General features: G+C 61.3%; 17 protein-coding genes. 7 read left to right on the forward strand and 10 right to left on the reverse strand.

Annotated features, from left to right (window positions below; genetic code table 11):
* Positions 1-132: 132 nt before the first annotated feature.
* From AACY30_RS04850 to AACY30_RS04885, 8 genes are all read right to left on the reverse strand, one after another.
* On the reverse strand, positions 133-1,308 hold the full coding sequence (locus AACY30_RS04850) for an ABC transporter substrate-binding protein (protein WP_339417779.1): 1,176 nt from the start codon (positions 1,306-1,308) through the stop codon (positions 133-135).
* A complete protein-coding gene (locus AACY30_RS04855; RefSeq protein ID WP_339468638.1) occupies positions 1,305-2,279 on the reverse strand; it encodes a CobW family GTP-binding protein in 975 nt (324 codons plus the stop codon). Before AACY30_RS04855 ends, AACY30_RS04850 begins: the two co-directional genes overlap by 4 nt.
* The gene (locus AACY30_RS04860; protein ID WP_339417776.1) at positions 2,276-2,575 is read right to left on the reverse strand and encodes a hypothetical protein; all 300 of its coding nucleotides are present in this window, start codon (positions 2,573-2,575) and stop codon (positions 2,276-2,278) included. Before AACY30_RS04860 ends, AACY30_RS04855 begins: the two co-directional genes overlap by 4 nt.
* 13 nt (positions 2,576-2,588) lie before the next feature.
* Positions 2,589-3,338 carry an SDR family NAD(P)-dependent oxidoreductase gene (locus AACY30_RS04865; protein WP_339437920.1) on the reverse strand — a complete coding sequence of 250 codons (750 nt, stop codon included), beginning with the start codon at positions 3,336-3,338 and terminating at the stop codon, positions 2,589-2,591.
* A 69-nt stretch (positions 3,339-3,407) separates the two neighbouring features.
* Positions 3,408-4,169 carry an SDR family NAD(P)-dependent oxidoreductase gene (locus AACY30_RS04870; protein ID WP_339427122.1) on the reverse strand — a complete coding sequence of 254 codons (762 nt, stop codon included), beginning with the start codon at positions 4,167-4,169 and terminating at the stop codon, positions 3,408-3,410.
* Between the two features lie 10 nt (positions 4,170-4,179).
* Complete coding sequence (locus AACY30_RS04875; RefSeq protein ID WP_339468635.1) at positions 4,180-5,520, reverse strand: MFS transporter; 1,341 nt, start codon at positions 5,518-5,520, stop codon at positions 4,180-4,182.
* A 33-nt stretch (positions 5,521-5,553) separates the two neighbouring features.
* Positions 5,554-6,432 (reverse strand): polysaccharide deacetylase family protein, encoded by an 879-nt coding sequence (locus tag AACY30_RS04880; protein WP_003234086.1) that lies wholly within the window; start codon positions 6,430-6,432, stop codon positions 5,554-5,556.
* 11 nt (positions 6,433-6,443) lie between these two features.
* Positions 6,444-7,766, reverse strand: coding sequence for an amidase (locus AACY30_RS04885; RefSeq protein ID WP_339437916.1), 1,323 nt, complete (start codon positions 7,764-7,766; stop codon positions 6,444-6,446).
* A gap of 336 nt (positions 7,767-8,102) precedes the next feature.
* Here AACY30_RS04885 and AACY30_RS04890 point away from each other — a divergent pair, with 336 nt between their 5' ends.
* From AACY30_RS04890 to cmoB, 7 genes are all read left to right on the forward strand, one after another.
* Positions 8,103-9,092, forward strand: a complete 990-nt coding sequence (locus tag AACY30_RS04890) for a GntR family transcriptional regulator (protein ID WP_339435849.1) — start codon at positions 8,103-8,105, stop codon at positions 9,090-9,092.
* Positions 9,093-9,231: 139 nt separating this feature from the next.
* Complete coding sequence (gene lon / locus AACY30_RS04895) at positions 9,232-11,655, forward strand: endopeptidase La (protein ID WP_339435848.1); 2,424 nt, start codon at positions 9,232-9,234, stop codon at positions 11,653-11,655.
* 204 nt (positions 11,656-11,859) lie between these two features.
* Positions 11,860-12,249: a protease inhibitor I42 family protein gene (locus AACY30_RS04900; RefSeq protein ID WP_339437914.1), complete on the forward strand. Its 390-nt coding sequence runs from the start codon at positions 11,860-11,862 to the stop codon at positions 12,247-12,249.
* Position 12,250: 1 nt separating this feature from the next.
* Positions 12,251-12,910, forward strand: coding sequence for a lysoplasmalogenase (locus tag AACY30_RS04905; RefSeq protein WP_339539930.1), 660 nt, complete (start codon positions 12,251-12,253; stop codon positions 12,908-12,910).
* Positions 12,911-13,045: 135 nt separating this feature from the next.
* A complete protein-coding gene (locus AACY30_RS04910; protein WP_339468631.1) occupies positions 13,046-13,468 on the forward strand; it encodes a hypothetical protein in 423 nt (140 codons plus the stop codon).
* Between the two features lie 145 nt (positions 13,469-13,613).
* Positions 13,614-14,357, forward strand: coding sequence for a carboxy-S-adenosyl-L-methionine synthase CmoA (gene cmoA, locus AACY30_RS04915; RefSeq protein ID WP_339539931.1), 744 nt, complete (start codon positions 13,614-13,616; stop codon positions 14,355-14,357).
* Positions 14,354-15,310 carry a tRNA 5-methoxyuridine(34)/uridine 5-oxyacetic acid(34) synthase CmoB gene (gene cmoB, locus AACY30_RS04920; protein WP_339539933.1) on the forward strand — a complete coding sequence of 319 codons (957 nt, stop codon included), beginning with the start codon at positions 14,354-14,356 and terminating at the stop codon, positions 15,308-15,310. The genes cmoA and cmoB overlap by 4 nt, the downstream gene beginning before the upstream one ends.
* A 140-nt stretch (positions 15,311-15,450) precedes the next feature.
* Here the strand turns inward: cmoB and tadA are convergent, their stop codons facing one another.
* Positions 15,451-15,948 (reverse strand): tRNA adenosine(34) deaminase TadA, encoded by a 498-nt coding sequence (gene tadA / locus AACY30_RS04925; protein WP_339468627.1) that lies wholly within the window; start codon positions 15,946-15,948, stop codon positions 15,451-15,453.
* Entirely contained in the window at positions 15,948-17,324 is a 1,377-nt protein-coding gene (locus AACY30_RS04930) for a multicopper oxidase family protein (RefSeq protein ID WP_339493626.1), read from the reverse strand. Before AACY30_RS04930 ends, tadA begins: the two co-directional genes overlap by 1 nt.
* Positions 17,325-17,469: the final 145 nt, after the last annotated feature.

A 17,469-nucleotide genomic window follows, 5' to 3' on the forward strand; every position in this document is an offset into this window, starting at 1 on the left:
AAAGCTAGGATTTTGGTGGCATTTTATTGGCGACAGAGGGTTGACCAGGGTATGCACCGATCCAGAGCGCGTGATATATGCCTGATACGGGAGATCGACGTTAGGCCGGCCGCTTCAAACGGGTGAGCCCGGTCAAACAGCCCGAGCCCGCATGAAATCGCCCCATCGGCGCACGAGATAATTGTGTTCGTCCATCACCGAATTCCATACCGCAATATGCCCCATGCGCGCCTCATAAGCCCCTCCATCGCGCACTTCTCCGATCTCGATCAACGGCAACCCATCACTGCCCAGCAATTGCTCGCGTGCGGGCTTTCCAGCGTACCAATAATCCCATTCCGCACTGCTCAAGTGATCACGCGCGCGCGCCGGGTTACCGATGTAGTAACCCTGACGCGCCATTACCGCCCCCGGCCAACCGGACAACCACCAATTCAGATACGCATAGGCGGCATCCAGCACCGGTCCCTTGGCATGCTGCGACAATGACAAACCACCAAACCAGGCGCGATAACCTTCGCGCGGCACCGCCAGGCGGTATTTCACTCCGGCACGATGCAGGCGCATCAGGGTCGGCGACCACAGGCTCTGGATGTCGATGCTCGGGCTGAGCATCAGTTGCGCGGCCTCTTCGTCGTCCGACCAGAAGGCCGCGAAATGCCCCTCCTTCTGTTTACGCACGAGGATATCGGCGAGTACATCGATCTCTTCGATGCTCATATTGCCAATGTCCTTGAACTGCGCCAGCCCCGCGCCCTGCACCGCCAGCGCGGCATCCAGGGCGCCGATGGCGGCGTCGCTTTGCAAGGCGGTGCGCGCACGCCACGCGGGGTTGAGCAGCCAGCCCCAGCTTTCGTTGCCGTGGCAAAAACCTTCGGGCAAGCGCTCTGGGCGGTAGGCGAAACTGTCGGCGTTGTGGGTCAGGGGCAACATGCTGATGCGCTCGGTGACCGTGCTGCCGAGGCTGCCGTCGTGCTGCACGAACAGCCGCTCGCTGGGCACGCTGCCGCTGCCCAGGCGGTCATCGGGCGACAGGCGCCCGCGCTTGGGCAGGTCATTGATCTCGTGCCACAGCGCGATGCGTCGGGTGTCGATAGGCTGGATCGCCCGGGCCGGCCACACGAAGTCGACGTTGTGGAACCACTGGTCATACAGGTCGTAGCTGTCGGGTTGCATCACCGCGATGCGTTGCGCCTGTTCGACGTCGTGCACTTGGTAGACAAGGCGAATGCCCAGCTCCTCTTCGGCGCGTACGCGCAGGCATTCAAGCAGGGTGACCGACGTGCCGAGAACGCGGAGTGTGATCATGCAGCGAGCCGCCGCGAGAACGCTTCAAACGAACGCTTTAGCAGCGCAGGCTCGAGGCCACGCAGGATAAACACCAGGCGTGATTGGCGGTCGCTGCCCGGCCATGCAGGCAAATGCACCGGCGCATGCAGGCAATGCTGCACGCCATGAATGACGATAGGGGCGTTACTGGCGTTCACGTTGAGCAGCCCTTTGACGCGGAGAATTCGTTCGCCGTGGCATCTTAACAGCATCGACAACCATACCCCGAAACCCACCCAATCAAGAGGCTGGTCGAAGGTCAGGCTGCAGACTTGCGCGGCGCCGTGGGTGGCCGTGGTGGTGTGATGCAGCTGCCAGCGGCTGACTTCCATGGCGGGCTCGGCACTGCGCAGGCCTTCGCCCAGCAGCAGTTGGTCGCCGCTATGGATGTCGTGGGTATTGAGAATCGGCGTGCCGGTATTGAGCGCTTGCAGATGTGCGCGCAGCGCAGCGCAGTCACCCGCCAGATCAGTCTTGCTCAGCAGCAAACGATCCGCCGCCGCCACCTGGGCCAGCCATTCCGGGTGCAGGCGTTCTTGCAGGACAGCATGGCTGGCGTCCACCAGGGTGATCACCAAGCCAATATGAAAACGCCCGCGCAGTTGCACGTCGTTGTTCAAGGTGGCCAGGATCGGCGCCGGGTCGGCCAGGCCGGTGGTTTCGAGGATTACCCGTTTGAAGGCGGGGATTTCACCACGCTCGCGGCGTTGCAGCAGGCCGAGCAGCGCGTCTTTCAACTCGCCACGGATCGAGCAACACACGCAGCCGCTGGGCAGCAGCACCGTGTCCGGCGCCACCTCTTCCACCAGCAGATGGTCGATGCCGACATCACCGAATTCGTTGATCAGCAACGCGGTGTCGCCCAGGCTTTCACCCTGCAGCAGACGCTTGAGCAAGGTGGTTTTACCGCTGCCGAGAAAGCCGGTGATGACGTTGAGGGCGATGCTCATGGGGCTGACTCCAAGTGGTCCAACAAACGCGGATCGAGGGGATCCAGCGGCCGGCCGAGCATGTTTTCGGCGGCTTGCCACAGTTGATCCAGACCGCTGGCCAGCGCCTGCTTGCCAGTGGCGCCGAGCAGCAGATACGACGCGCCCTGGAAGTCTTCGACCTTGAGCCGGAACACCGCCAGCACCTGGTTGATCGCCGCGATCCGGCGCAAGCGTTCACGGCGCCGGGGTAACTCATCGCCCAGGGGATCGCTCCAGTGCAGGTCTTCGCCAAGCAGTCCGCAGAGTCCGCACATGGCTACACCTCTTTCATGGCATGACATCGCCGGAGTTCGGGCCCAGTGTCTGGCCAACGAACAAGTTGCCGCCGGGCTCGCTGGCCAGCAGCACCGCCACCGGCGCCACTTCATCGGCCAGGCCGAAACGGCCCAGCGGCAACTCCTTGGCCTTGGCGCGTTTCCATTGCTCACTGATACCGCCCACCAACGGCGTTTCAATCGGGCCCGGTGCGATGGCGTTGACCAGCACGTTGTCCTTGGCCACTTCCAGCGCCAGGGACTTGGTAAAGCCGATCACCCCAGCCTTGGCGGCGGCGTAGTGAGTCAGTTCGGCGCCGCCCTTGATGCCCAGTTGCGAGGCGACGTTGATGATCCGGCCCCAACGCTGCTCGAGCATGTACGGCAAGGCGCGCTGGCTGGCGATAAACACACTGGTGAGGTCGACGCGCAGCATGTCGTTCCACATGTCGATGGTCAGGTCGACACAGCGCGCCTGGGTGAGCATGCCGGCATTGTTGACCAGGATATCGATACCGCCGAACTGTTCGACGCAACGGTCGACACTGGCCTGGGCGCCTCCGACGGTGCCGACGTCGGCCAGGCATTCGAACACCTCGGCGCCAAGGTTGCGGCAGGTGATCGCGGTTTCGGCGAGGCTGGCGGCGTTGCGGTCGGCCAGCACCAGGCGCGCGCCTTCGGCGGCGTAAGCGCGGGCGATGGCGGCGCCGATGCCGCTGCCGGCACCGGTGATGACGGCGCGGCGGTTAGTCAGTTGGGGCATGTCAAATCTCCTAAAGCAAACACAGATCCAATGTGGGCTTGCTCGCTCCCACATTTAGATCCAGCACATTCAGTCAGGCCAGCGTACGGTCAGGCCGCCGTCGATGACGATGCTCTGCCCGGTCAGGTAGCTCGACGCTTCACTGGTCAAAAACTGCACCAACGACGCCACTTCATCCGCCCGCCCTACCCGCCCCAGCGGAATCGCGCGCGCCGCCTTGGCCAAACCTTCCGGTCCCAGCGAGTTCTTTGCGTCCAGCGACTGCGGCGTTTCAATCAACCCTGGAATCACCGCATTACAACGAATGCCCAGCGGCGCCAATTCCACCGCCAAGGACCGGCACAACCCCGGCACACCGGCCTTGGCCGCCGCGTAATGGCTGTGTTCCTGCCAGCCATACACGCCACCGGCAATCGACGAAATCGCGACCAGCGCGCCGCCTTCGTGCATATGCCGGGTCGCCGCGCGGAAGGTGCGCATCACCCCTGTGAGGTCGACATTGAGCATCTCGTTCCACAACGCATCGGTCATCTCGAGCAACGGCGCGCGGCGCAACAGGCCCGCATTGGCCACCGCATAATCCAGCCGCCCGAAATGCTGTATGGCTTGCGCGGCCAGTGCGTCGACCGAGGCGGTATCGCCCACGTCCAACGGCAGCATGAGGCACTCGCCGCCGGCTTGTTGCACCAGGCTTAGGGTGGTCTGCGGGTCATGCGGATCAGCCGGGTAGTACCCGCCCACTACCGCCACACCGTGGCGGGCATAGGCCACGGCGAGGGCTTGGCCGATGCCGCTGGCGGCACCGGTAATCAAGGCAACTTTACGGCTCATCACTCACTCCTTACTGAACGGTTTCCGGGCGCACATGGCGCGCGGCAAACATCAGGACGCCGGACAGGAAGCACGGCAATGCGCCAAACCACAGCGCGGCGGTCTGCCAGTCGCTGCCGGCGGACAACACCTGGGTCGCACCAAAACCTGCGACCACTGCCCCGATCGGGCCCATGGCATGGATGATCGCGCCGCCGGTGGCGCGGATGCTGGTAGGGAAACTCTCGCTGATAAAGAACAGCGCCGCCGAGTACGGCCCGATCAGGAAGAACAGGCCCAGGCTGTAAAGCCCGACCACCATCGGCATATTGCTCGGACCAAACAGCATCCCGGCGAACGCCAGCCCGCCGAGCATCCAGCCCAGGCCGATCACGTTGCGACGGCCGATCTTGTCGCCCATCCAGCCGTGGCTGAGGTAGCCGCAATAGCCCACCAGGTTCGACAGCACAAGGATGATCAGCGAGTTCTCGAACGAGATGTGGTGCACGCTGACGATCACCGATGTCCCGAGCACGCTGAACACTTGGATAGCTGCCCAGTTAAGCAACAGCGCAGCGCCGATCACCAGGGTGGCGCGCCGCGCCGGACCACGGAAGGCGGCTTTGAGACCGGCCTTGCTGTGTTCGTCATAGTCCACGCCGTAGGTCTCGGCGACATTTTGTGCTTCAGTCACCGCGCCGCTTTTACGCAGCTGGCTGATGCGTTCATGGATCTGGAACTGCGGACTCTCCTTGAGCTTGCGCGCCATGATCGCAATCACCACCGCTGGGATCGCGGCAAAGATGAAGCAGCCCTGCCAGCCAATGATCGGCAACAGCAACGCGGTCAACCCAGCGGCGATCAACGCACCGACCGGCCAGCCGCCCTGCACCAGGCTGTAGATAAAGCCGCGACGTTTGGTCAACTGCGGGTCTTGCGAGGCGCCATACAGCTCGCTCAGATAAGTCGCGTTGACGGTTTCCTCGGCATAGCCCAGCCCGCCCAGCGACCGGATCAGAATCAGCGGCGACTTGCCCCACGCGCCGCCGATTGCAGTCAGTGCCGAGCAGAGCGCGGAACCCGCCACGGTGAAAATAATACCTTTGCGCCGCCCCAACTTATCGACGACGGGGCCGATGGCAAAGGCGACCACCGCCGTGCCCACCGCCACCCACGTCGCGATTTCAGCTTGCTCCACTTCACCCCAGCCAAAATGCCGGCCAATCTCCGGCAGCAAAGTGCCGAACAGGATGAAGTCATACACCGCGAACACCCAGGCGAAAAACGCGATCCAGGTGGCGAAACGTACTTCCTTGGACGTCAGTTGCCGGGGTTTCCAGCCAGTCAGGTCAAGCTTGTTATAGATGGACATAATCGCGCCTCAGGGGGTGAGCAAGGGTGGGTGTCAGGTACGCGGTTGGCGGCGGATAAAGTCGTCGGCGATTTCGTCAAAGGTGACGAAGCGCACGCCGGCATGGCTCTGGATGTGTTCGATCAGCCGCTCAAGCATCAACAGCACTTGCGGACGGCCGGAGACATCGGGATGGATGGTCATGGTGAACACGGCGTGTTCGTGCTCGCGGTAGACCCAGTCGAACTGGTCGCGCCACATTTCTTCGAGGTGACGCGGGTTGACGAAGCCGTGGCTGTTGGGGGCCTTTTTGATGAACATCATCGGCGGCAGGTCGTCCAGGTACCAGTTGGCCGGGATCTCCACCAGGTCGGTTTCTTCACCGCGTACCAAGGGTTTCATCCAGGTGTCGGGGTGCTGGCTGTAGTCGATCTTGGTCCAGCTGTCGCCCTTGCGCACGTAGTAGGGATGGAAGTCGTTGTGCATCAGGCTGTGGTCGTACTTGATGCCTTTTTTCAGCAGCAGTTCGTTGGTGACTTTGCTGAATTCCCACCATGGCGCAACGTAGCCCGTCGGGCGTTTGCCAGTCACTTGGGTGATCAGCTCGATGGATTTATCGAGGACGATTTCCTCCTGCTCCGCGGTCATCGCGATGGGGTTTTCGTGGCTGTAGCCGTGCACGCCGATTTCGTGACCGGCGTCGGCCACCGCCTTCATCTGCTCGGGGAAGGTTTCCATCGAGTGGCCGGGAATGAACCACGTGGTGCGCAGGCCGTAACGTTCGAACAATTTGAGCAGGCGCGGCGCACCGATCTCACCGGCAAACAAGCCGCGGGAAATGTCGTCCGGCGAGTCTTCACCGCCATAGGAACCGAGCCAACCGGCGACGGCGTCAACGTCGACGCCAAATGCACAGAGAATGTCTTTAGCCATGATGAATCTCCTTAAACGTTAAGTACGGTTTCGACGGACAACGCCGCGCGCAGCAGGCGTGCGTCTTCTCCCGCCGGTGCGCTGAGCAGCAGCCCGGTGGGCAGGCCCTGGGCATCGCAGCCGCTGGGCAGGGTCACGCCGGGCATGTCGAGCAAACTGCCGGGCATGGTCAGGCGCAGGGTGGCAAGGTTGGTTTTCACGAACAGGTCGTCGTCGGCTTCCAGCGGTGCCAATGCGGGCGCCACGTGGGCAACGGTTGGGGTGATGAGAATGGCGCCGTCGAGGTCATCGATCAGTTGCTGTTGCAGGCGGCTGCGCGCGTCGGTCAGGTGGATCAGTTGGCTGGCTGGCAGCGAACGTGCGGCTTCGAGGCGGCGGCGTACGCGAGGGTCGAGTTGTTCGGCGTCGCGGCTGTCGAGCAACCCTTGGTGCAAGGCGAAGGCCTCGAACGAGCCGAGCCAGCCGTGGTGGTTGATCAGGTCCAGAGTGGCCTGGAAGGTCGGGCATTCGCGCTCTTCGATCAGCGCACCTTGGGCCTTGAGTTGCTCGACTGCACGCAGCAGGTTGTTGCGCACAGCAGGCTCGACATCCTGTTGCGCCAATACGAAGCGTTGGCCCTTGAGGCTGCGGGCATGGTGGGTTTGGGTGCGCCCATGCAGCAAATCGTCGATGGCCAAGGCGTCGCGCACACTGCGGGTCAGCGGGCCGAGGCTGTCGAGGGTATGGGCAAGGGGAAATACGCCATCGCGGCTGTAGCGTCGGCTGCTGCTGCGATAACCGACCAGGCCGTTGAACGCCGACGGGATGCGGATCGACCCGGCGGTGTCGGTGCCCATGGCGATGGGAACGATCCCGGCCGCAACGGCCACTGCAGAACCGGACGACGAACCGCCAGGGATGCGTGGTTGGTCAGTGCCATGGGGGTTGTGCGGCGTGCCGAAATGCGGGTTCAGACCCAAGCCTGAGTAGGCCAATTCGCTGAGGTTGGTCTTGCCCACACTGACCATCCCGGCGCGACACAACAGGCCCACGGTCGGCGCGTCGAGCAAAGCGGCAGGCGCATTGCGGCGATAGGCGGCGCCAGCAGTGGTGGTGCTGCCGGCCACATCGAACAGGTCTTTCCAGGCCAACGGCACGCCATCGAACACGCTCAAGGGCTGGCCGGCGCGCCAACGGGCAGCGGCGGCTTCGGCTTCACGGCGGGCACGCTCGGTGGTCAGGCTGATAAATACCGACGGCACCTGGCTTGCTTTTTCGAGTGCCTGTTCGAGGGCTTGCACCGGATCGCTGCGACCGCAGGCAAAATCCTCGGCCATTGAAGTGGCGTCTGACATCAAGATGACCCTCAAAAACGTACATATTAATAAAATGTACATTTTACAAAGGCAGCTTTCGTGCCAGTCTCTTGTGAGGTGGTTTTGCGCTGTCAGGTTTTTTCGCTGAGAGCAACGGGATAGATGGTTTTGATGGGCAGGAAAAAACCGTGACTGAGGGATGTGCAATGCCGCCAACGAAATAATGTATCTTTTATTAATAAGTACATTTTGGTGCAGAAAGGTAACATTCCCAGTTTTCGGGCCCCAAAAAAGTGCCATCGACGTGGCCCAGAGTGACAGGTGCAACTTATGAGAGAATCCCCGGCCACCGTCCTCCCCCCTTTAGAGAAATCGATGAAAGCAGTGTCCGCTTCGGCCTCTCGTTACGCGATGATTCACCAAGTGTTGCGTGACGCGATCGTCAACGGCACCGCTCGCCACGGCCTGGTTTTGCTGGAAGCGCCGTTGGCCGAACTGTTCGGTACCAGCCGTGTACCGGTGCGCAAGGCCTTGGACCTGCTGCACGCCGAAGGCCTGATCTGCCGCTTCAATGGCCGGGGTTACCTGATCAACCCCGAAGGCCTGGCGATGGAGCCGCTACGCCTGCCCTTGAGCCATACACATTTGGGTCTTGATGGTAAGGATGATCTGGTGGATACGCGGCCGTTGGGTGAACGTATCGTCGAGGAAATCGGCGCGGCGCTGTCCACCTGCATTGCCTTCGGCCATTACCGCCTGGATGAGCAAGCCGCCGCCGACCACTATGGCGTCAGCCGTGCAGTGGTGCGTGAAGCACTGATGCGCCTGCGCGATCGCGGCCTGGTGGAAAAGGAACCCTATTCCCAATGGTTGGCGGGGCCTTTGACGGCGCGGGAAGTCACCGAAGACTACGAACTGCGCGCCTGCCTGGAACCCGAAGCCTTGCGCCAGAGCGCACCGCACCTTGATCGCCAGCTGCTTGAAGCCATGTTGCAACGCGTACTGGCTGCCCAAGACAGCCCTCACTGCAGCCTTGAGGCCATCGAACAGATCGAGGAAGACTTGCACCAGCACTGCCTGGCCGGCCTGCAGAATCGCAAGATCGCTGCACTGATCCGCCAGGGCCAGAGCCCGATGATCATCAGCCGGATTTTTTATCGGTTGCTGGGGATCGGCGCCGATCCAGCGATGTTGGCCGAACATCGGTTGATTCTTGAGCTCTTATTGCATGGCGCGGTGGATGCGGCGGCGCTGAATCTGCGTGAGCATCTTCAGCGAGCACGCCAGCGCATGTTGCAACGGCTGAAAGTGCTCTCAGTCCTGCCAGAACAACCGCTGCCCGCCTACCTGCACAAAATCAGCTGACCGCACACAGTTGCGAATAGAGGTGGGAGCGGCGGCGCTGTCGAGAATTTCATGCAATATGTTGCGATCTCGCCGCTGCCATTGAAACCACTGCCCCCCCGCCCCATCTAAGCACCATACTTCCTGATGCAGGTGCCCCATGAGCGACCAGCAAGAATTCCCTGATTACGACCTCAACGACTACGCAGATCCCGAAAACGCCGAGCACGAAGCGTCCTCCAACACCGGCCTGGCCCTACCCGGGCAAAACCTGCCGGACAAGGTCTACATCATCCCGATCCACAACCGGCCCTTCTTCCCGGCGCAAGTGCTGCCGGTGATCGTCAATGAAGAGCCGTGGGCCGAGACCCTGGAACTGGTGAGCAAATCCGACCACCACTCCCTGGCCCTGTTCTTCATGGACACCCCGCCGGACGACCCGCGCCACTTCGATACCTCCAGCCTGCCGCTGTACGGCACGCTGGTGAAGGTGCACCACGCCAGCCGCGAAAACGGCAAGCTGCAATTCGTGGCCCAGGGCCTGACCCGCGTGCGCATCAAGACCTGGCTCAAGCACCACCGCCCACCGTACCTGGTGGAAGTCGAATACCCGCACCAGCCCTCGGAGCCGACCGACGAGGTCAAGGCCTACGGCATGGCGCTGATCAATGCGATCAAGGAACTGCTACCGCTCAACCCGCTGTACAGCGAAGAGCTGAAGAACTACCTCAACCGCTTCAGCCCCAACGACCCGTCGCCGCTCACCGACTTCGCCGCCGCGTTGACCTCGGCCACCGGTAACGAATTGCAGGAAGTGCTGGACTGCGTGCCCATGCTCAAGCGCATGGAAAAAGTGCTGCCGATGCTGCGCAAAGAAGTCGAAGTTGCGCGCCTGCAAAAAGAACTCTCCGCTGAAGTGAACCGCAAGATCGGCGAGCATCAGCGCGAGTTCTTCCTCAAGGAACAGCTCAAGGTCATCCAGCAGGAGCTGGGCTTGACCAAGGACGACCGCAGTGCGGATGTCGAGCAATTCGAGCAACGCCTGGAAAGCAAAGTACTGCCGGCCCAGGCGAAAAAACGCATCGATGAAGAACTGAACAAACTGTCGATCCTCGAAACCGGCTCGCCGGAATACGCGGTGACGCGCAACTACCTGGACTGGGCCACCTCGGTGCCGTGGGGCGTGTTTGGCGAGGATAAACTCGACCTGAAACATGCGCGCAAGGTGCTGGACAAGCACCACGCAGGCCTGGATGACATCAAGAGTCGCATCCTCGAATTCCTCGCGGTGGGTGCCTATAAAGGCGAAGTCGCCGGTTCCATCGTGCTGCTGGTCGGTCCGCCGGGCGTGGGCAAGACCAGCGTCGGTAAATCCATCGCCGAGTCGCTGGGACGGCCCTTCTACCGCTTCAGCGTCGGCGGCATGCGCGACGAGGCCGAGATCAAGGGCCATCGCCGCACCTACATCGGCGCCATGCCCGGCAAGCTGGTGCAGGCGCTCAAAGATGTGGAAGTGATGAACCCGGTGATCATGCTCGACGAGATCGACAAGATGGGCCAGAGCTTCCAGGGCGACCCGGCGTCGGCACTGTTGGAAACCCTCGACCCCGAGCAAAACGTCGAATTCCTCGACCACTACCTGGACCTGCGCCTGGACCTGTCCAAAGTGCTGTTCGTGTGCACCGCCAATACCCTGGACTCCATCCCCGGCCCGCTGCTGGACCGTATGGAAGTGATTCGCCTGTCGGGCTATATCACCGAAGAAAAAGTCGCGATTGCCAAGCGCCACCTGTGGCCCAAGCAGCTGGAAAAAGCCGGCGTGTCGAAAAACACCCTGACCATCAGCGACGGCGCGTTGCGCGCATTGATCGACGGCTATGCCCGCGAAGCCGGTGTGCGCCAGCTGGAAAAACAGCTGGGCAAACTGGTGCGCAAGGCCGTGGTCAAGCTGCTGGATAAGCCGGACCTGGTGATCAAGATTGGCAACAAAGACCTGGAAAGCTCACTGGGTGTACCGGTGTTCCGCAATGAGCAGGTGCTGTCCGGCACCGGTGTGATCACCGGCCTGGCGTGGACCAGCATGGGCGGCGCGACGCTGCCGATTGAGGCGACACGTATCCATACGCTCAATCGCGGCTTCAAGCTCACCGGGCAGTTGGGTGAAGTGATGAAGGAGTCCGCCGAAATTGCCTACAGCTACATCAGCTCGAACCTGAAGTCGTTTGGCGGTGATCCGAAATTCTTTGACGAAGCTTTCGTGCACCTGCACGTGCCGGAAGGCGCCACGCCAAAAGACGGCCCGAGTGCGGGGGTGACCATGGCCAGTGCGCTGTTGTCGCTGGCACGTAACCAGCCGCCGAAAAAAGGCGTGGCCATGACCGGTGAGCTGACGTTGACCGGGCATGTCCTGCCGATTGGCGGGGTGCGCGAGAAAGTGATCGCGGCGCGGCGCCAGAAGATCCATGAGCTGATCCTGCCGGAGCCGAATCGGGGCAGTTTTGAGGAGTTGCCGGAGTACCTCAAGGAAGGGATGACAGTGCACTTTGCCAAGCGGTTTGCGGATGTGGCTAAAGTGCTCTTCTGATAGTTATGTAGCGCCTTAACTGGCCTCTTCGCGAACAAGCCCGCTCCCACATGTTGACCGCGTAAATCCTTTGGAATGCGGTCGAAATGTGAGAGCGGGCTTGCTCGCGAAAGGGCCGGCCCGGTCACTACAAAATCCCACCCAGTCACACCTCGTCCCATCTTCGGTTATGCTCGCCCTTCGTCGCCAATCAACGGAGCCCTCATGACCGCTGCTCGCCTGCTTCTCCCCTTGAGCCTTGCCCTGCTGGCCGCCTGCGCCAGTGCCCCCAAGCAAAACGTCAGCGTGGACAACCAGAGCGCCTGCCCACTTCAGCTTAAAACCGGACAAAACCTGATCCTCACCCTGCCGAGCAACCCCACCACGGGTTACCGCTGGGCCATCCAGGATTCCGCTGGCGGTGTGTTGCGCGCCTTGAGCCCGGAGGTCTACACCAGCTCGGAATCCGGCGTGGTCGGTGGCGGCGGCCAGTCGACCTGGCGGTTCCAGGCGTTCGCGACCGGCCAGGGGCGCTTGCGCCTGACGTCCCAGCAACCCTGGGAGCCGGAAGCCGAACCTGCCGAAACGTTCGACTGCGCCATCACGGTGAACTGATATGCCATGGCTGATTCTTGCGTTGATGGGCGCCGGCACTTTTATCTACGGCCTGACCACCCATGCCACGTTGCTGTGCCTGCTGGTCAAGCCGCTGCCGGTCCTGGCGCTGCTGGGCTGGCTGCATGATGCGCCGCCCACCGAGTATCGACGCTGGATCAGCCTGGGTTTGATCTTTTCCCTGATAGGCGATGTGCTGCTCGCCTGGCCGGGCGATCTGTTTATCTTTGGGCTGGGCGCATTTCTGTTTGCGCACCTGGCCTACCTCAAAGCCTACTTCAGCGACTGCCGCCGCTTAGCCCTGTTGCCGTTGGCATTGGCGCTGGGCGTGGGCGCGATTCTGCTGAGCATCCTGATCTCCCACGGCCTTGGCGACCTGCTGATGCCGGTAGTGGTTTATGCGCTGGTGATCAGTGCGATGCTCTGGCGTGCGCTGGCACGCTTGGGCACTGACGTGCCGAAACACTCGGCATTGCTGGCGGCAGCAGGCGCGCTGTCGTTTGTGTTTTCCGACACGCTGATCGGCATCAGTCGGTTTGTGGTGGCATTCGATGCGGCGCCGTATGTGCTGATCAGTACTTACTGGCTGGGACAGTGGGGGATCACTGCGGCTGCATTTGCCCTCAATCCACGGACTGAACACCCCACGCGGCATTATTGAAAAAACACCGCCTATTTAGATTAATAACCTCTGCAGAACTGGTATTTCTAACAGTTACGCAGATGGGTGCCTGCCTCTATCGTTCCACGACATCGCACACAATCCGGTGGGCGAGTGGTTCAAGAGGGTTCGATCATGACCACCAGTACTGCTTACGGGGAAGCAACGGGAACATTGACCGCATCCGTCAACGGTGTCGTGAGTTTCAATGCAGGCGCGGTCTACCTGACTAATGAGAATGAGCAGATCACTATCGTAGGCGTCGAGGAAAATTCACCCGGCCCCCTGCGCATCATCGAAATTGAGATGCTGTCGAATACACAGAACGGCGACTATGTTTTTCCGGGCGAGCAGATTTGTGCACTCATAGCCGGTGGAAAATCTGCTCCCGCGCACTATTTGACTCAGAGCGGTAGCGTGAACGTTGATTTCGAACGTGAAAATGGCCGCTACAGGTGCCACTTCAACTTCACTGCAAAAAACCTTTTTCAGCCAAAAGACACTATTGGCGTAGTCGGTGATTGTGATATCCGCACGAATCCACTCTCCAAACAGTGACAAAGCGCTCCACCGCCTCCCGGTCAACCCGAAGGGGTGGTGAAGCCACCACTGCCTGTTACATCGCGGTTTATCAGACAACTCGCGCGCACGAAGGCTAACTTGGCTAAAATGCCGGCCTTTCCCCTTCGTCGCCGGAACAACCGTGAGCAAAGAACCCGATCGCCTATTCGCCCAGCCCCTGCCCCAGGTGCCGGACTTCGCCTTTAACGAGGACGTGGTGCGGGTGTTCCCGGACATGATCAAGCGCTCGGTGCCGGGTTATCCGACCATCGTCGAGAACCTCGGCGTGCTCGCGGCGCAGTTTGCCCAGCCGGGCAGCGTGCTGTACGACCTGGGCTCTTCCCTCGGCGCAGTGACCCAGGCTCTGCGCCGCCATGTGCGCACCGACGGGTGCCGGGTGATTGCAGTGGATAACTCGGCGGCGATGGTGGAGCGCTGCCGCGAGTACCTCAATGGCCAGGATTCGATGTTCCAGGAGTTGCTGCCAGTCGAGGTTATCGAGGGCGATATACTCGCGCTGCAATTCCAACCGGCCTCAGTGGTTGCACTCAATTTCACCCTGCAATTTGTCGCACCGGATGAACGCCTGGCCTTACTCTCGCGTATCCGCCAGTCGCTGCTGCCGGGCGGTGCGCTGATCCTCTCGGAAAAGCTGCGCTTCAATGACCTTGAAGAACACGCGCTACTCACCGACCTGCATATCGCGTTCAAACGCGCCAACGGCTACAGCGAACTGGAAATCGCCCAGAAGCGCAGCGCCATCGAAAACGTCATGAAGCCCGACAGCCTCGAAGAACACCGCGAACGCCTGCTGGCGGCGGGGTTCTCGAACGTCGTGCCGTGGTTCCAGTGTCTTAACTTTGCCTCGTTGATTGCCCTGCCATGATTGATCTCTCCCCCCTTGCCCGCCACTTGGTGGGCACTCCTTTGGCCGTTTGGGCCCAGGGCCTGCAAGCGCAACTCGATAGCAAGATGGAGAAAGGTCATGGCGACCTGGAGCGTTGGCAGAGTGCGTTGGATGCCTTACCGAAAATGATGCCCAGCGAAGTCGATTTGCTGAATGACCTGACCCTGGACACTGATTGCGACGACGCTACCCGCGCGCAAATGCACACTGCGCTGATGGGCCTGAGCCCGTGGCGCAAAGGCCCGTTCCACCTGTTCGGCGTGCATGTCGATACCGAATGGCGTTCGGACTGGAAGTGGTCGCGGGTCGCGCCGCACCTGGATCTGAAAGGCAAGCGCATCCTTGACGTCGGCTGCGGCAATGGCTACTACATGTGGCGCATGCTCGGCGCCGGCGCGGACAGCGTGATTGGGGTCGATCCGAACTGGTTGTTCTTCTGCCAGTTCCAGGCGGTGCAGCGTTACCTGTCCGAACCCAACGCCTGGCACTTGCCGTTCCCGTTCGAAGACTTGCCGTCGAATCTGGAAGGGTTCGACACGGTGTTTTCCATGGGCGTGTTCTATCACCGCCGCTCGCCGATCGACCATTTGTTGGCGCTGAAAGACACGCTGGTCAAAGGCGGTGAACTGGTCCTGGAAACCTTGGTGGTGGAAGGCGATCAGCAGCAAGTGCTGGTGCCGGAAGACCGCTATGCGCAAATGCGTAACGTATGGTTCCTGCCGTCGGTGCCGGCGTTGATGCTGTGGCTGCGCCGTGCAGGGTTCAGCGATGTGCGCTGTGTGGATGTGAGCGTGACCACGGTTGAAGAACAGCGCGGGACCGAGTGGATGAAGTTTCAGTCGCTGAGTGATTTTCTTGATCCGGAGGATCACAGCAAGACCATCGAAGGGCTGCCGGCGCCGATGCGCGCAGTGATCATCGCCAAGAAGTAACCGTCAATCTGCCTGCCAAGTTGAGATCGAAAATGTGGGAGCGGGCTTGATCGCGAATGCAGTGGGTCAGTCGGTACATGTGTGACTGATACACCGTATTCGCGAGCAAGCCCGCTTGCACATTTGCTCACCCGTGTTCTTTAGAGTGTGGGCTTGGCCCGCCGGGCCTTGAAGAACTCACTCAGCACCGCCCCACACTCCCCAGCCAACACTCCCCCCTCAAACAACACCCGGTGATTCAGAAATCCCTGGGTAAAAAACTGCCCCTGGCTTTGCACTATCCCCGCCTTGGGCTCCAGCGCGCCATACACCACCCGCGCAACGCGCGAATGCACGATCAGGCCGGCGCACATGCTGCACGGCTCCAGCGTGACATACAGGGTGCTGCCGATCAGGCGGTAGTTGCTGATCGCTTGCGCGGCGGCGCGGATGGCGACCATTTCAGCATGCGCGCTGGGATCATTGCCGCTGATCGGGCAATTGAAGCCACGACCGATGATCTCGCCGTCTTGTACGAGCACTGCGCCGACAGGCACTTCGCCGAGTGCAGCGCCCTGGGCAGCAAGGGCCAGGGCTTCACGCATGAAGTCCTGGTCGCGACTGCGGTCGATGATCGCCGTTGGGCGAAACTGACGCATCACGCCACCTCGATGGCGGCCATCAGGCCGGTTTCCATGTGGTCGATCACATGGCAATGGAACATCCACACCCCCGGGTTATCCGCCACCAAGGCCACGCGGGCGCGTTCGTTTTTGCCCAACAAGTAGGTGTCGGTGAAGTAAGGAATCACCTTGTGGCGGTTCGAGGCGATCACCTTGAAGCTCATGCCATGCAGGTGGATCGGATGCTGGTACTGGGTCATGTTCTTCAATTCGAAAATGTAGCTCTTGCCCTTTTCCAGCTTGGCAATCGGGCGGTCGGCACAGGTTTTGTCTGTGATGTCCCACGCCTTGCCGTTGATCTGCCACAGGCTTGGTGGCTTGCCATCATCGACTGAAACGCTGCCAACCCATTCGAAATTGAAGTTGAGCTTCTCGGCATTGGCCAGGTCCGGTTCGCTGATCGGGTTGGCGGGCAATGCGGGCGGCCACTCACTCGGTGCATCGGAGTTGGCCACCGAACGAAACGTACCGAGGCGCACCGGGCCGTTGCGGATCGACAGTTCTTCACCGGCAGGCGGTGCCTTGATCGCCAGGCAGATGCGCATGCCGGGGCCCAGCCAATATTCCTTGCCCAGCGGGCGTGGCTCGATAGGGTTGCCGTCCAGCGCGTAGATCTGCGCGTCGACGTCTGGAATATTGATGCGATAGGTCAAGGTGTTGTCGAGGTTGAGCAGGCGCACGCGGGTGATCTGCCCGGCGGGCAGATCGATGACCGCCTGGGACACGCCATTGATCGTCGATAAACGCCCGGCGGTGCCGCCCCGCGCCGCTTCACGGGGGATGCTGAAGGCCACGAAAGCGCCCTCTTCGTCCACGTGCCAGTTTTTCAGGCTCAGGGTGCGCTCGTGTTTGAAACCGGTAGGCTCGCGCTCTTCAATGATAAGCGGGCCGACCAGGCCACGGCCCAGTTCTTCGCTGCTGTTCACATGGGGGTGATACCAGTAGCTGCCCGCGTCCGGCACGCGGAATTTATAGTCGAAGTATTCACCGGGCAGTACCGGCAATTGCGAGACGTAGGGCACGCCGTCCATTTCCAGCGGCAGGCGGATGCCATGCCAGTGGATGGTGGTGGCGACTGGCAGATGGTTGATAAAGCGCACCCGCAGCCACTCACCCTGGCGCACGCGCAACTCGGTGCCCGGCGCAGAGGGGCCGAATGCCCAGGCTTCGGTCTTGTGGCCCGGTACCAACTCCACGTCCAGGGGTGCTGCGATCAGTTCGTAATCGTGCCCAGCCTCAGCCTCGGCGACTTTCCCCAGCCAGTAGCGGTAGGCGCCACCGGCCCCCACGCCCACTACGGCCAGGCCTGCAAGGCCACCCAGGATTTGTCGACGGGAAAAGGATCGGGACACAACAACCTCACGTATCTGCCGCAAGCCCAGGGCCTGCAAAGGGCAGATACGATACACCTGCAACGGCTAAACAGTAAGGCTTCGCATTGCCGCATTGCCGCATGGCTGAATTCACTGGCGCTCACACACGTTTGATATTCAGCGT

Origin of the sequence: Pseudomonas sp. RA_5y_Pfl1_P24 (assembly GCF_963970945.1) — a bacterium.
GTDB lineage: Bacteria > Pseudomonadota > Gammaproteobacteria > Pseudomonadales > Pseudomonadaceae > Aquipseudomonas > Aquipseudomonas tritici.